Genomic DNA, 14,008 nt, shown 5'->3' with positions numbered 1-14,008 from the left:
CACGGCGCGCATGCCGCGATGCGCAGATCAACAAAAAGCCCGCTCATGCGTCGGCATCAGCGGGCTTGGTGTGCGGTACGAACAGCTATCGACTCGGGCCGACGTGGCGCTGCTCGCCGGCCTTCGCTTTAGCTGTTTCGGGTTGCCCCGCGTCCGCAAGCTGAAATCAAATCGACGCAAGGCGCCATCGTATCACGCCTTTTCGGTCATGTGCGCGGGCGCTCACTCGACCGACAGTTGCAGGTTCATCTGCGAGCGCTCGGCGCCTTCGCCGCTCGGATCGCGATCCGCCTGCGACGCGGGCGCGAGGCGCGCGCGCTCGATCGCGTCCAGATACTCGGGCGTGACGTCGCCCGTGATGTAGTCGCCGTCGAAGCACGACGCCTCGAAGCCCTCGAGCGACGGGTTGATGTCGCGCACCGCGCGGCGCAGATCGTCGACGTCCTGGTAGATCAGGTAATCGGCGCCGATGATCTTCGCGACTTCCTCGTCGGTGCGGCCGTGCGCGACGAGCTCGCCGCGCGTCGGCATGTCGATCCCGTAGACGTTCGGGAATTTCACGGGCGGCGCCGCCGAAGCGAAGATCACCGATTTCGCGCCCGCGTCGCGCGCCATCTGCACGATCTCGTGCGAGGTGGTGCCGCGCACGATCGAATCGTCGACGATCAGCACGTGCTTGTCCTTGAACTCGATGCTCATCGCGTTGAGCTTCTGGCGCACCGACTTCTTGCGCACCGCCTGGCCGGGCATGATGAACGTGCGGCCGACGTAACGGTTCTTGAAGAAGCCCTCGCGATACTCGACGCCGAGCTTCGCCGCCACCTGCATCGCAGCCGGCCGCGACGAATCGGGAATCGGCATCACGACGTCGATCGGCACGTTCGGCAGCTCGCGCCTGACCTTCTCGGCGAGATAGTCGCCCATGCGCAGGCGCACGTTGTAGACGGGCACGCCGTCGAGGCACGAATCCGGGCGCGCGAGGTACACGTACTCGAACATGCACGGGTTCAGGCTCGGCTTGTCCGCGCACTGGCGGCTGTGGAACCTGCCGTTCACGTCGATGAAGACCGCCTCGCCCGGCTTCACGTCGCGGACGAATTCGAAGCCGATGCCCTCGACCGCGACCGATTCCGACGCGACGATCCACTCGGTGCCCTGTTCGGTTTCGAGCTTGCCGATGCAAAGCGGGCGGATGCCGAACGGATCGCGGAACGCGAGCAGGCCGTAGCCCGCGATCAGCGACACGATCGCATACGAGCCGCGCGCGCGGCGGTGCACGCCCGCGACCGCCTTGAACAGCGAATCGGGATCGAGCTCGAGGCCCGTCGTCGAGAGCTGCAGCTCGTGCGCGAGCACGTTCAGCAGCACCTCGCTGTCGGAATTCGTGTTGATGTGGCGGCGGTCGATGCGGAACATCTCGTCCTTCAACTGCTGCCAGTTCGTCAGGTTGCCGTTGTGCGCGAGGATGATGCCGAACGGCGCGTTCACGTAGAACGGTTGCGCTTCGGCTTCACTCGACGCGGAGCCCGCCGTCGGGTAACGGACCTGACCGATCCCGGCCGTGCCGGGCAGGCTGCGCATGTTGCGCGTGCGGAACACGTCGCGCACCATGCCGTTCGCCTTGTACATATGGAAATTGCTGCCGTCCGCCGTCGCGATGCCCGCCGCGTCCTGACCGCGATGCTGCAGCAGCAGCAGGCTGTCGTAGACAAGCTGGTTGACCGGGGACTGGGAGATAACGCCTACGATGCCGCACATGGCATGTCCTTCAACGATACAAAAAACGGTTCGGTCGGTGCGCTCGCGCGGATCAGACGTGAATGTACGCAGCGAGCCCGTCGGGCAAGAGCGGCTTGAGCTCGCGCACGCCCTGTTCGGCGAACGGACGCAGCAACGCGTCGCGCCAGAAATCCTGTTTCGGCAGCTCGGTGAGTCCCGCCGCCGCGACGAGCAGCAGCACGAGCAGCACGCCGCGCACGAGGCCAAACATCATGCCGAGCGACCGGTCGACGCCGCCCAGGCCCGTCGCCTGCGCGATCCGCGACAGCAGCGCGTTCGCGACGCCCGCGACGAGCACGACGCCGATGATGATCAACGCGAACGCGACGACCCACTGGGTCAGCGCGCCGCCCGGCCAAGTCGCCGGAATATAGGGCAGCACGACGCCGACGAAACGGCACGCGATCAGAAATGCGGCGATCCAGCCGATCAGGCCGAAGATCTCGCCGACGAATCCCCGCCACGCGCCGCGCAGCGCCGACAAACCGATCACCAGCAGCACGGCATAATCGAAAGCAGTCAGCATCGCCCGTTACTGCGTGAGGCCCGCTTCGCGCACCTTCGCGATCGCGGCGGAAGCGGCCGCGCGATCGGCGAACGGCCCCGCGCGCAACAGTGTAGCCGTACTGCCGTCGGCCTGCTTGCGGTGCTCGACATACGCGGGCACGCCCGCCGCCTTCAGCTTCGTCGCCCAGTTGCGGGCGGCCGCGTCGTCGCGGAACGCGCCGAGCTGCAGCGCGAAGCGCGCGCCGGGCGGCGATGCGGGCGAAGACGCGTCGCCGTCGGCCGATGCGGTCGCGGCCGGCGCGCGCGACGCCGGGACCGCATCCTGCGACGGCTGCGCGGCCGGCTTCTGCGCGGCGGCGGTCTGGGCCTTCCTGGCTTCCTTGGCGCCCGTCTTCGTGTCCGGCTTCACATCCGGCTTCACATCCGATTTGGCGGCCACGGCAGGCGCGGGCGCGGCGGCAGCGGCCGTCTCGGACGCGGGCGGCTCGTCGTGCGCGACGCCCGCCTGGACGTCCGACGCGTCTTCGTCGTTCGCGGCGGCCGCCTGGTGCGACGGGCGATTCGGGATGTCGATCTGGACGTCGTCGGTGACGGGCTTCGGATGCGAATCGAGCACCATCGGCAGCACGATCACCGCGGCGACGACGAGTGCGATCGCGCCGACGAGCCGCCGGCGCGCGCGTTGTTTTTCAGGAAGGGTCGGATCGAGCAGCAGTGCGTCGGTGTCGGGCCGCTCGGTGCGGCGCGAACGGCGTTCCACGCGTTCGGTGCGCACGGCCCGGGCGCCGGACCGCGCCCCGCGCCTTTGCGGCGCGTCGTCCTCTTTCTTGCCGAACGAGAAAATTCCCATGTATGGCTGAACCCGAAGCTACTCGTCAGTCAGTGGTCATGGCGGCGGTCCACGACGGGCATCACGCCCGCTACCGTGTAGAAGCTACCGAAAACCACGATTCTATCATTGTCGGATGCGCTTTTTAGTGCATCGAGGAACGCATCGGCCGGCGCCGCGTGGCGCGTGACGCTGTGCTGCGCGCCGTTCTCGACGCCCGCGCCGCGCAGCACACGCTCGAGCACGTCGGCCGACGCCGCGCGCGGCAGCGGCAGATCGGTCAGATGCCAGTGATCGATCGCGCCCTTCAGCCGCGCGACGATTCCCACGAGATCCTTGTCTGCCATCGCGCCGAACACCGCGTGCGTGTACGGGTAGTAGCCCATCGAATCGAGATTCTGCGCGAGCACCGCGGCCGCGTGCGGATTGTGCGCGACGTCGAGCAGCACGAGCGGCTTGCCGGGCAGCACCTGGAAACGCCCCGGCAGCTCGACGTTCGCGAGCCCGAGCCGGATGTCCTGCGCGGACACGGGCAGCCGCTCGCGCAGCGCCTCGAGCGCGGCGAGCGCCGCCGACGCGTTGAGCAACTGGTTCGCGCCGCGCAGCGCCGGATACGCGAGCGCCGGATAGCGCTTGTCGCGGCCGAGGTACGCCCATTGCTGGCGCTCGCTGCCCGGCTGCGTCGAGAAGCGGAAGTCGCGCCCGACGAGCCACAGATCCGCGCCGATCGCGGCCGCATGGTCGACGAGCGCGTGCGGCGGCGCCGGGTCGCCGCAGATCGCGGGCTTGCCCGGCCGGAAGATGCCCGCCTTCTCGAACGCGATCTTCTCGCGCGTGTCGCCGAGATAGTCGATGTGGTCGACGTCGATGCTCGTCACGATCGCGCAATCGGTATCGATCACGTTGACCGCGTCGAGCCGGCCGCCGAGCCCCACTTCGAGGATCACCGCGTCGAGCCCGCGCGACGCGAACAAGTGCATGATCGCGAGCGTCGTGAACTCGAAGTACGTGAGCGACACCGGCTCCGGCAGGCTCGTGCGCGCCGCCTCGACCGCCTCGAAGTGCGGCAGCAGCGCTTCGTCGTCGACGATCCGGCCGTCGATGCGCGCGCGCTCGTTGAAGCGCAGCAGATGCGGCGACGTGTGGCAGCCGACCTTGTAGCCCGCGCGCGTCAGGATCGTCTCGAGGAATGCACAGGTCGAGCCCTTGCCGTTCGTGCCGCCGACCGTGATCACCGGGCACGCGAATTCGAGCTTCAGCGCGTCCTTGACCCGGCCGATGCGGGTGAGGCCCATGTCGATGCCGACGGGATGCGCGCTTTCGAGGTGCGAGAGCCACGCGTCGAGAGTGGGAAAAGTGCTCATCGAATCCAAGGCGAATCAAAGCGGCGAATCAAAACGGATACGCCAAAAAAACAAACGCGCCGCTCGGCGCAAGCCGAGCGGCGCGCGGTCGTGCGATCACGCGCGCGGCCGTCAAGCCAGCGCGTCGGCCGGCTGGCGCTGCAACAGCGCGAGCAACTGCGCGATTTCGTCGCGCATCTTGCGGCGGTCGACGATCATGTCGATCGCGCCCTTCTGCAGCAGGAACTCCGCGCGCTGGAAGCCTTCCGGCAGCTTCTCGCGCACCGTCTGCTCGATCACGCGCGGGCCGGCGAAGCCGATCAGCGCCTTCGGCTCGGCGATCACGACGTCGCCGAGGAACGCGAAGCTCGCCGACACGCCGCCCATCGTCGGATCGGTCAGCACCGAGATGAACGGCAGCTTCGCCTCGGACAGCTTCGTCAGCATCGCGGTGGTCTTCGCCATCTGCATCAGCGACAGCAGGCTCTCCTGCATCCGCGCGCCGCCCGACGCGGCGAAGCAGATGAACGGCACCTGCTGCTCGAGCGCGTTCTGCGCGCCGCGCACGAAGCGCTCGCCGACGACCGAGCCCATCGAGCCGCCCATGAACGAAAACTCGAAGCACGCGGCGACGACGGGCAGCGTGTGGATCGCGCCGCCCATCACGACCATCGCGTCGGTCTCGCCCGTCTCGTCCATCGCTTCCTTCAGACGGTCCGGATACTTGCGGCTGTCCTTGAACTTCAGCGTATCGACCGGGACGATCTCCTGGCCGATCTCGTAGCGGCCTTCCGGATCGAGCAGCGCGTCGAGGCGCTCGCGCGCGCCGATGCGCATGTGGTGATCGCACTTCGGGCACACGTGCTGATTCGCGTCGACGTCGTTGCGGTACAGCACCGCTTCGCACGACGGGCACTTGACCCACAGGCCCTCGGGAATCCCCTTGCGGCTTTTCGGATCGGTCTGCTTGATCTTCGGCGGCAACAGTTTGTCGAGCCAGCTCATCGTATGGTTTCCTGTTCGGTGACGGACCGGGCGTTGCGCGCCCGGCCCGCGGTCAGCTTGTGTTGACGTGTCGCGCGCGGCTTACGCCGCCGGCTTCGCCGCGCCGTCGATCGCGGCGCGCAACTCGGCGACGAACCCCTGGAGCTCGGCGGCGGCGTTCTCCGGCGCGGCCTGCTCCAGCAACTGGACGAGGCGGCTGCCGATCACGACGGCATCCGCCACCCCGGCCACCGCGCGCGCCGTCGCGGCGTCGCGGATGCCGAAACCGACCCCGACGGGAAGCGGCACGCGCGACTTGATGGCCGGGATTTTACCCGCAATGCTGGAAACATCCAGATTTGCGGCGCCCGTCACCCCTTTGAGCGACACATAGTAGACGTAGCCGCTCGCCACCTGGCCGACGGCGGCGATCCGGTCGTCGGTCGAGGTCGGCGCGAGCAGGAAAATCGGATCGATGCCCGCCGCGCGCATCTTTGCGGCGAAATCGTGCGATTCCTCGGGCGGATAGTCGACGACGAGCACGCCGTCGACGCCCGCGTCGCGCGCGGCCGCCGCGAACGCATCCTCGCCCATCCGCTCGATCGGATTCGCGTAGCCCATCAGCACGACGGGCGTCTTCTGGTCGCGCTCGCGGAAGCGCCTCACGTCGTCGAGCACGCGGTGAAGCGTCACGCCCTTCGCGAGCGCGCGCTCCGATGAGCGCTGGATCACGGGGCCGTCCGCCATCGGATCGGAGAACGGCACGCCGAGCTCGATCACGTCGGCGCCGCCTTCGGCGAGCGCGTGCATCAGTTCGACGGTCCTCGCCGGATCGGGATCGCCCGCGGTGATGAACGGGATCAGCCCCTTGCGGCCTTGGGCGGCGAGTGCGGCAAAAGTGTTCTGAATACGGGACATGACTTTTTCCAAATCGTTTTGCTATCGCGCGTATCGCACTGCTCACGCGTCGGCCGGCGCCGAGATTGCCGCGAGCGACGCGACGCGTTCGCGTGCGATCGCGCAATAGCTTTCGTTGATCTCGTAGCCGACGAAGTCGCGCCGCTGCCGCGCGCAGGCCACCGCGGTCGTGCCGCTGCCCATGAACGGATCGAGCACGCGGCCGCCCGGCGGGCAGCTCGCGAGCACCATCCGCTCGATGATTTCGAGCGGCTTCTGGGTCGGATGATCGACGCGCTCCGCGTGCTGCCGGTGCAGGCGCGAGACCGACCAGACGTCCTTCGGGTTGTAGCCCATCTCCAGCCACTTGCTGCCTTCGAACAGCTTGCGCGAGCGGGCCTTCTTCGTATCGGCGTCGTACGGGATGCGGACCGGATCGAGATCGAAGTAATAGCCCTTCGAAACCGCGAAAAAGCCGATGTTGTCGTGCACCGACGTGAAGCGGCGCGTCGTGCCGCCCATGCTCGGCACGCGCCGGTCCCAGATGATCTCGTTGACCATCGTGAGCTTCGTCTTCAGGAAGCTGAAGATCTCGGGCGCGTACTGCCACGTGCAGAACACGTACATCGAGCCGGTGGGCTTGAGCTTCGGTATCGCGAGCTGGAGCCACTCGCGCGTCCACGCGAGATGCTCGTCGCCCGAGCGCTTGTCCGAGTCGTTGCCGTAGTCCTTGCCGAGCCCGTACGGCGGATCGGCGACGATCAGGTCGATCGACGCGTCCGGCAGGCTCGCGGCGTCGTGCAGGAAATCGCGGTTGTGCAATTCGATGCCGGCGGACAGCGCGCGCGGCGCGACGGCGGCAGGCTGAACCGCTTCCGCGTCGCTCGCGGCGCCGCCGCCCGGCTCTTCGATCAGGTCGCGCATCGGTCGGGGTTCAGAGCACGAGGCCCGATCGCTCGGCGACCGTGTGCATGTCCTTGTCGCCGCGCCCCGACAGGTTGACGAGCAGGATCTTGTCCTTCGGCAGCGTCGGCGCGAGCTTCACGCCGTATGCGATCGCGTGGCTCGATTCGAGCGCCGGGATGATCCCCTCGATCCGGCAGCAATCGTGGAACGCCTTCAGCGCCTCGTCGTCGGTGATGCCGACGTACTGCGCGCGGCCGCTGTCCTTCAGCCACGCGTGCTCGGGGCCCACGCCCGGATAGTCGAGGCCCGCCGACACCGAATGCGTCTCGATGATCTGGCCGTCGCCGTCCTGCAGCAGATACGTGCGGTTGCCGTGCAGCACGCCCGGGCTGCCCGCGATCAGCGAAGCCGCGTGATGGCCGGTGTCGAGCCCGTCGCCCGCCGCCTCGACGCCGATCAGCCGGACGGCCGCGTCGTCGATGTACGGATAGAAGATGCCCATCGCGTTCGAGCCGCCGCCGACGCACGCGATCACCGCATCCGGCTGCCGGCCGGCGAGCTCGGGCATCTGCACCTTGCATTCGTCGCCGATCACGCGCTGGAAGTCGCGCACCATCATCGGGTACGGGTGCGGGCCCGCCACCGTGCCGATGATGTAGAACGTGTTCTCGATGTTCGTGACCCAGTCGCGCATCGCCTCGTTCAGCGCGTCCTTCAGCGTGCGCGAGCCGGATTCGACGGGCACGACGGTCGCGCCGAGCAGCTTCATCCGGTAGACGTTGGCAGCCTGCCGGCGCACGTCTTCCGAGCCCATGTAGACAACGCACTCCATCCCGAAGCGCGCGCAGATCGTCGCGGTCGCGACGCCGTGCTGGCCCGCGCCCGTCTCGGCGATCACGCGCTTCTTGCCCATCCGCTTCGCGAGCAGCGCCTGGCCGATCACGTTGTTGATCTTGTGCGCGCCCGTGTGGTTCAGGTCTTCGCGCTTCAGGTAGATCTGCGCGCCGCCGAGCGTCTCGCTCCAGCGCTGCGCGTGATAGATCGGCGACGGACGGCCGACGAAGTGCTTCAGCTCACGGTCGTACTCGGCGACGAAATCGGGATCGTTCTTGAATTTCTCGTACGCGGCACGCAGCTCGTCGAGCGCGTGAATCAGCGTTTCGGCGACGAACACGCCGCCATATGGGCCGAAATGGCCACGATCATCGGGAAGGTTATACATGACGTCACTCTCGGTTCGACCGCGCGGCGCGCCGGATTCTCGATTCCGGCGCCCGCCGCGCGGACTGGCATCACCCGGCGTCCGCTTCGCGCACTGCGCGCACGAACGCCGCCATGCGGGCGCGATCCTTCACGCCCTTCGCGCCCGGCGCTTCGATGCCGCTCGAGACATCGACCGCGAACGGACGCACCTGACGGATCGCGTCACCGACGTTTTGCGCGTTCAACCCACCACTCAAAACGGCCCGACGCGCGAGCTCTGCTGGGATAAGTGACCAATCGAAGACCTTGCCGCTGCCGCCGTAGTGCTCGACGAGCGTGTCGAACAACAGGCCGCGGGCTGCCGAATAGTGAAGTGCCGATTCTACCAAATCGGCCGGCCGGCTCGCCACGCCCACGCGCAGCGCGCGCAGCCACGGCAGCCGCGCCGCCGCGGCGAGCGATGCGCACTGTTCGGGCGTCTCGTCGCCGTGGAATTGCAGCAGCGTGAGCGGCACTGCGTTCGCGACGCGCGCGATCTCGTCCTCGGTCGGATTGACGAACAGCCCGACGACCGACACGAACGGCGGCACGCGCGCGGCGAGCGCGGCCGCCTGCTCGAGCGTCACCGCACGCGGGCTCTTCGGGTAGAACACGAGGCCGATCGCGTCGGCGCCGAGTTCGGCCGCCCAGTCGACGTCGCCCGCCTTCGACAGCCCGCAGAGCTTGATCCGCGTGCGCGGCGGCGGCGCGTCGCCGCCCGTGTCGCCGTGTGCGCCGGCGGCAGGCGCGTCGGCCGTCGTCGCAACGGCCGGATGGGCCGGATGGGCCGGATGGGTCGTATCGGTCGTCATGGTCGTCCGTCCAGATCGGCCCACACGCTGCTCCACGGCACGCTGCCGAGCTGCGCGGGCGGCACCGCGAATTCGGCCGGATAGCCGACGTGCGCGAGATAGAGCCCTTCGGGCATGAAAGTCGGCGCCGCGCAATCGCGGTCGCGGCTCTCGAGCACGTCGGCGAGCCACGACGCCGGATAGCGGCCGCGCCCCACCGCGACGAGGCAGCCCATCAGGTTGCGCACCATGTGGTGCAGGAATGCATTCGCGCGGAAGCGGAAATGGATGAAATCGCCGTCGGGGCGGATGCCGATCTGGTACAGATGCTTGACGGGCGATTTCGCCTGGCACTCGGACGAGCGGAACGCCGAGAAATCGTGCTCGCCGACGAGGTGGCCGGCCGCTTTGCGCATCGCGTCGACGTCGAGCGGCGTGTGGACCCAGCCCGTGCGCCCCGCGAGCATCGGCGAGCGCACCGGATGCACGTACAGCGCGTAGTAATAGGTGCGCTCGTACGCGGCGAAGCGCGCGTGGAACGTGTCCGGCATCGGCTTCGCCCACTGCACCGCTATCGTCGACGGCAGGAACGCGTTCGTGCCGCGCACCCACGAGAAATCCGCGCGATCGAGGTCGGTATCGAAATGGACGACCTGGCCGAGGCCGTGCACGCCGGTGTCGGTGCGGCCGGCGACCGTCGTGTGCAGCGACGTCTGCGCGAATTCCGCGAGCGCCGCCTCGAGCGAGTCCTGGACGGTCTTGCCGTGCGGCTGCGACTGCCAGCCGCAGAACGCCGCGCCGTCGTACTGAATGCCGAGTGCGATTCTCATCACGACAGATCGGCGAGTTTTGCGAGCATCACGCGCGCTTCGTCGCGCGTGTCGGCGTGATCGGCTTCGATCACTTCGTGCAGCAGCGTGCGCGCGCCGGCCAAGTCACCGAGCTCGACGTATTCGGACGCGAGCTCGAGCTTGTTGCGCGCGATCTTCGCGAGCGCCTCGGGCGTGAACGCCGGCAGCGACGCGCTCGGGCCGGACGGCAACTCGAGGTCGAAATCGAGGTTCAGCGCGCCGAATTGCGCGACGCCGAGCGGCGGCGGGTTCGCCGTCTGCGCGGCCGGCGCATGGCCCGGCTCGGCCGGCGCCGGCGCGGCGAACGATGCGCCGGGCGGCCGCGGGGCCGCGGACGGCGGTTCGATGCGCGGCGTCGCGGCTTCGTGCGGCGCGGTGGCTCGCGGCGGCTGTGGCACATCGCCGGCCGGGAGCGGCGCGGCTTGCGCCTGGCCGTCGTCGCGCCCGGTTTCGCCAGGCCCCGCAGCGTCCCCTTCCGTCTGCCGCGGCGCTACACGGGCGTCGTCGTCAAACGATTCGACCCCGTCAAGGTCCGACGCCCCTGTTGCATCACTACGTGTTTGCGCTCCACGCGGATTTTCCGCGCCAATTGACGGATGGGCGGCGGGTGGGCCGTTAGTTGCACTTTGCGCACCGCGAGAATCGGTCGGCTCGGCATGTTGCAATTGCGCCGTCTGGTCCGCATCGGTCGATGTCGACTCGCGCGGCGGCAACGGCATGTCGAGACTGTCGAGCGCCGCGATCGCGTCGCTCGGAAACGTCTGTCGCCATGCGTGCGGCGCCAGCTTCGCGCCCGTCTGCGGAACGCCGGACGGCTTGTCGCCGGTCGATTCGGGCGCGCGCGGCGCGCCGCCCTGCTCGTCCGGGCCCGGGATCTTCAGCGTCAGCGGCTCGACGGCCGGCGCCTGCGGCTCGCGAGCCGGCGCGGCGTCCTCGTCGGCAGCCGGCGACGGCTCCGGTCCCCTCGGCAAGGGCGCGTGCTGCGCAGCGGCAGCCGTCACGCCTCGCCCGCCCCTGTCGGCCTCGTCGTCCCTATCGTGCCGGTCTTCTTCCTTCGCATCCGGCCCGGCCGGCGCGCCGGCGATCGCGGCAACCGCGTCCGGATCAAGCGCGGGCGCCGGCGTGAACGCGCCCGGCTCGATCGCGTCGGCGGACGCGCCCTTCTTGCGTCGGCGCAGCGCGAAGCCCGCGATCAGCGCGACGACCGCCGCACCGACCGCGATCGCGGCGCCCGTGTTGAACGGCGCCTGCGGCGCTGCTGCGCGCGGCGAAGCGCTCACGGGCGGCGTCGCGGTGGATGCGGACGCGGCGCTCGTCGCCGATCCGGCCGCGGCTTCGGATGCGGCGGCTTCGGCACTCGCCGACGCCGATGTCGGCGCTGACGTCGCGGTACCGGCCGCGGCGCTCGCCTGCGGCTTCTGCGCACTCCCCGCCGCGGGCGCCGGCGCAGGCGCGACGGTCGCGGCAGGCTTGCCGATCCCGTGTTTCTGCAACTCCATCAGCACGCGATTCTTCAGTGCGAGCAACTGCTGCAGGCTCGACGGTCGCGCCTGCGAGGCACCCGTCGCCGCCTGCGCGGCCGAACCCGACAGCCCATGACTCGCGGCCCCGGGCGCGAGCAATGCCTCCGCGCCGGCCGCCGACGCGCCGTTCGCGCCGGCCGGCGCTTGCTGAATCGAGCCGCTCCAGACGTGCGCGCTGCCGACGCCGGACGAAGCCGCAGGCGCCGCCGCTTGAGCCGCAGACGCCACCACTTGAGCGGCCGCCGACGATGCGTGCACCGACGCCGCGCCGGGCGCCGACGCGCCGTTCGCGCCGAAGGCCGAGCCGGCTGCGCCAGAAGCCGCGAACGCCGTCGCGCCGCTTGCCGCCGCGGCATGCGATGCTGCCGGATGCGACGCCGCAGCCGGCGCGGCCGATGCGCCCGCATGCGACGCCGCGCCGGCAATTGCCGAAACCGCCGAAGCCGCCGGCGCGCCACTCGCCGCCGCGCCGCTTGCAGCCGTGCCGGCCGCAGCGCCCGTCGCGTCGAGCGCCGGCACGGTCAATTGCGCGCCGATCTTCAGGCGGCTCGGATCGCGCTTCATGAACGCCTGCGGATTCGCGTCGAAGAGCGCGCGGCCCGCGCGCGCCAGCACGCCGGGATCGTGCGATTGCGTGACGGCAACGGCAATGTCGTTGAGCGACTGCCCCGGCCGCACGGTGATCGTGAGCGGCGCGGCCTGGTCGGCCGCCGCGGCACTCGCCGCATCCGGAGCCGCGTAGGCGGCGCTCGCGCCGGCCAGCGCGAGAACGGCGACCGCGACTGCGCGCCGCGCGGACGGCAGGCCATCGGAGATCGTCGTCGAAGAAAGGAATCGAAGCGTCATCGGCTTGGTTGCCGCGGCATGACGCGGCCTGAGTTCGCGTTTGGATTGAGACAAAATCGGACCGCAAATAAAAAAAGCGTCGCGTGAAACGCGACGCTTTCGGGTTGTGTACGCGTCGTAATCGCGTAGTTTACTTTACTTGTCGAGCAGAATGCGCAGCATCCGGCGCAGCGGCTCGGCCGCGCCCCACAACAATTGATCGCCGACGGTAAATGCCGACAGGTATTCGCCACCCATTGCGAGCTTGCGCAGGCGGCCGACCGGCACCGACAGCGTGCCCGTCACCTTCGCCGGCGACAGATCGCGCATCGACGCGTCGCGCTCGTTCGGCACGACCTTCACCCAGTCGTTCGCCGATGCGAGGATGCCGTTGATCTCGTCGAGCGGCACGTCCTTCGTGAGCTTGATCGTGAGCGCCTGCGAGTGGCAGCGCATCGCGCCGATCCGCACGCACAGGCCATCGACCGGAATCGAGCCCGGCTCGCCCATCGCCGGCTTGCCGAGGATCTTGTTGGTTTCCGCGCCGCCCTTCCATTCTTCCCGCGACATCCCGTTGCCGAGATCCTTGTCGATCCACGGAATCAGCGAGCCCGCGAGCGGCACGCCGAACTGGCTGGTCGGCATCGCGTCGCCGTTCATCGCGGCGAGCACGCGGCGGTCGATGTCGAGGATCGCCGACGCCGGATCGGCGAGCTGCGCCGCCACCGCGCCGTTCAGCGCGCCCATCTGCGCGAGCAGCTCGCGCATGTTCTGCGCGCCCGCGCCCGACGCGGCCTGGTACGTCATCGCCGTCATCCAGTCGACGAGGTTCTCGCGGAACAGGCCGCCGAGCGCCATCAGCATCAGACTGACCGTGCAATTGCCGCCGATGAAGTTCTTCGTGCCCTTGACGAGCGCGTCCTTGATCACGTTCAGGTTCACGGGATCGAGAACGATCACCGCGTCGCCGTTCATCCGCAGCGCCGAAGCCGCGTCGATCCAGTAGCCGTTCCAGCCGGCCGCGCGCAGCTTCGGGAAGACGTCGTTCGTGTAATCGCCGCCCTGGCACGTGATGATCGCGTCGCACTTCTTCAGGTCGTCGATGCTCGTCGCATCCTTGAGCGTGGTCTCGTTTTTCGCGAACGACGGCGCCTTGCCGCCCGCGTTGCTGGTGCTGAAAAACACCGGCTCGATCAGATCGAAATCGCCTTCTTCCTGCATGCGCTGCATCAGCACGCTGCCGACCATGCCGCGCCAACCTACGAGACCTACGTTCATGAGTAACCCTTTGCTGGAGCTTCCCCGCCTTTTCCGTCCCCGGCGCGACCGCGCGGGGAAACAGGCGGGCACGACGGACGACGATCAGATTTTCGTGATCGTTTTCGTGATGATGGTGATTTTGCCGATGACGATGGCGCGCGCACCCGCACGGGCTTGATTGCCGTGGAGTTTCGAGACCGGGGAGATCAGGGAAGTCGCCATCGTTCGAGTCTACACAAACCTGAGGGGCCGCACAACGGCCGGAAAAGCC

The 14,008-nt window shown here is 68.8% G+C and carries 13 protein-coding genes; 1 reads left to right on the top strand and 12 read right to left on the bottom strand.

Annotation, left to right across the window (positions count from 1 at the left end; translation table 11 throughout):
* Window positions 1–222: 222 nt before the first annotated feature.
* From purF to asd, 12 genes are all read right to left on the bottom strand, one after another.
* Window positions 223–1,758 (bottom strand): amidophosphoribosyltransferase, encoded by a 1,536-nt coding sequence (purF, locus tag WS92_RS05840; RefSeq protein ID WP_006028630.1) that lies wholly within the window; start codon window positions 1,756–1,758, stop codon window positions 223–225.
* A 52-nt stretch (window positions 1,759–1,810) separates the two neighbouring features.
* Window positions 1,811–2,305, bottom strand: coding sequence for a CvpA family protein (locus WS92_RS05835; protein ID WP_006028629.1), 495 nt, complete (start codon window positions 2,303–2,305; stop codon window positions 1,811–1,813).
* Window positions 2,306–2,311: 6 nt separating this feature from the next.
* On the bottom strand, window positions 2,312–3,046 hold the full coding sequence (locus tag WS92_RS05830) for an SPOR domain-containing protein (RefSeq protein WP_171845189.1): 735 nt from the start codon (window positions 3,044–3,046) through the stop codon (window positions 2,312–2,314).
* A 119-nt stretch (window positions 3,047–3,165) separates the two neighbouring features.
* Window positions 3,166–4,479, bottom strand: coding sequence for a bifunctional tetrahydrofolate synthase/dihydrofolate synthase (gene folC, locus WS92_RS05825; RefSeq protein ID WP_059931982.1), 1,314 nt, complete (start codon window positions 4,477–4,479; stop codon window positions 3,166–3,168).
* Between the two features lie 111 nt (window positions 4,480–4,590).
* Window positions 4,591–5,463 carry an acetyl-CoA carboxylase, carboxyltransferase subunit beta gene (gene accD, locus WS92_RS05820; protein WP_006028626.1) on the bottom strand — a complete coding sequence of 291 codons (873 nt, stop codon included), beginning with the start codon at window positions 5,461–5,463 and terminating at the stop codon, window positions 4,591–4,593.
* Window positions 5,464–5,544: 81 nt separating this feature from the next.
* A complete protein-coding gene (gene trpA / locus WS92_RS05815; protein ID WP_015603360.1) occupies window positions 5,545–6,360 on the bottom strand; it encodes a tryptophan synthase subunit alpha in 816 nt (271 codons plus the stop codon).
* A 42-nt stretch (window positions 6,361–6,402) separates the two neighbouring features.
* Entirely contained in the window at window positions 6,403–7,263 is an 861-nt protein-coding gene (locus tag WS92_RS05810) for a DNA-methyltransferase (protein ID WP_059931943.1), read from the bottom strand.
* Between the two features lie 10 nt (window positions 7,264–7,273).
* Window positions 7,274–8,467, bottom strand: coding sequence for a tryptophan synthase subunit beta (gene trpB / locus WS92_RS05805; RefSeq protein WP_059931941.1), 1,194 nt, complete (start codon window positions 8,465–8,467; stop codon window positions 7,274–7,276).
* A gap of 70 nt (window positions 8,468–8,537) precedes the next feature.
* Window positions 8,538–9,299, bottom strand: coding sequence for a phosphoribosylanthranilate isomerase (locus WS92_RS05800; RefSeq protein ID WP_015602534.1), 762 nt, complete (start codon window positions 9,297–9,299; stop codon window positions 8,538–8,540).
* Window positions 9,296–10,108, bottom strand: a complete 813-nt coding sequence (truA, locus tag WS92_RS05795; protein WP_059931939.1) for a tRNA pseudouridine(38-40) synthase TruA — start codon at window positions 10,106–10,108, stop codon at window positions 9,296–9,298. Before truA ends, WS92_RS05800 begins: the two co-directional genes overlap by 4 nt.
* A complete protein-coding gene (locus WS92_RS05790; RefSeq protein WP_059931937.1) occupies window positions 10,108–12,498 on the bottom strand; it encodes a FimV/HubP family polar landmark protein in 2,391 nt (796 codons plus the stop codon). Before WS92_RS05790 ends, truA begins: the two co-directional genes overlap by 1 nt.
* 135 nt (window positions 12,499–12,633) lie before the next feature.
* Entirely contained in the window at window positions 12,634–13,755 is a 1,122-nt protein-coding gene (gene asd, locus WS92_RS05785; RefSeq protein WP_059931935.1) for an aspartate-semialdehyde dehydrogenase, read from the bottom strand.
* Between asd and WS92_RS05780 the strand changes: the two genes are divergently transcribed.
* Window positions 13,754–13,915 (top strand): hypothetical protein, encoded by a 162-nt coding sequence (locus tag WS92_RS05780; RefSeq protein WP_009915671.1) that lies wholly within the window; start codon window positions 13,754–13,756, stop codon window positions 13,913–13,915. The genes asd and WS92_RS05780 overlap by 2 nt on opposite strands.
* The last annotated feature ends 93 nt before the right edge of the window (window positions 13,916–14,008 follow it).

Source organism: Burkholderia sp. MSMB1588, from assembly GCF_001546925.1.
Lineage (GTDB): Bacteria > Pseudomonadota > Gammaproteobacteria > Burkholderiales > Burkholderiaceae > Burkholderia > Burkholderia humptydooensis.
This window is presented reverse-complemented; position numbering and strand designations above follow the sequence as displayed.

Coding starts and splice junctions, on each gene's coding strand:
- WS92_RS05790 (WP_059931937.1), bottom strand. CDS start 12,498: ATGACGCTTCGATTCCTTTCTTCGACGACGATCTCCGATGGCCTGCCG.
- WS92_RS05810 (WP_059931943.1), bottom strand. CDS start 7,263: ATGCGCGACCTGATCGAAGAGCCGGGCGGCGGCGCCGCGAGCGACGCG.
- truA (WP_059931939.1), bottom strand. CDS start 10,108: ATGAGAATCGCACTCGGCATTCAGTACGACGGCGCGGCGTTCTGCGGC.
- trpA (WP_015603360.1), bottom strand. CDS start 6,360: ATGTCCCGTATTCAGAACACTTTTGCCGCACTCGCCGCCCAAGGCCGC.
- asd (WP_059931935.1), bottom strand. CDS start 13,755: ATGAACGTAGGTCTCGTAGGTTGGCGCGGCATGGTCGGCAGCGTGCTG.
- folC (WP_059931982.1), bottom strand. CDS start 4,479: ATGAGCACTTTTCCCACTCTCGACGCGTGGCTCTCGCACCTCGAAAGC.
- WS92_RS05780 (WP_009915671.1), top strand. CDS start 13,754: ATGAGTAACCCTTTGCTGGAGCTTCCCCGCCTTTTCCGTCCCCGGCGC.
- WS92_RS05835 (WP_006028629.1), bottom strand. CDS start 2,305: ATGCTGACTGCTTTCGATTATGCCGTGCTGCTGGTGATCGGTTTGTCG.
- accD (WP_006028626.1), bottom strand. CDS start 5,463: ATGAGCTGGCTCGACAAACTGTTGCCGCCGAAGATCAAGCAGACCGAT.
- trpB (WP_059931941.1), bottom strand. CDS start 8,467: ATGTATAACCTTCCCGATGATCGTGGCCATTTCGGCCCATATGGCGGC.
- WS92_RS05800 (WP_015602534.1), bottom strand. CDS start 9,299: ATGACGACCGATACGACCCATCCGGCCCATCCGGCCCATCCGGCCGTT.
- purF (WP_006028630.1), bottom strand. CDS start 1,758: ATGTGCGGCATCGTAGGCGTTATCTCCCAGTCCCCGGTCAACCAGCTT.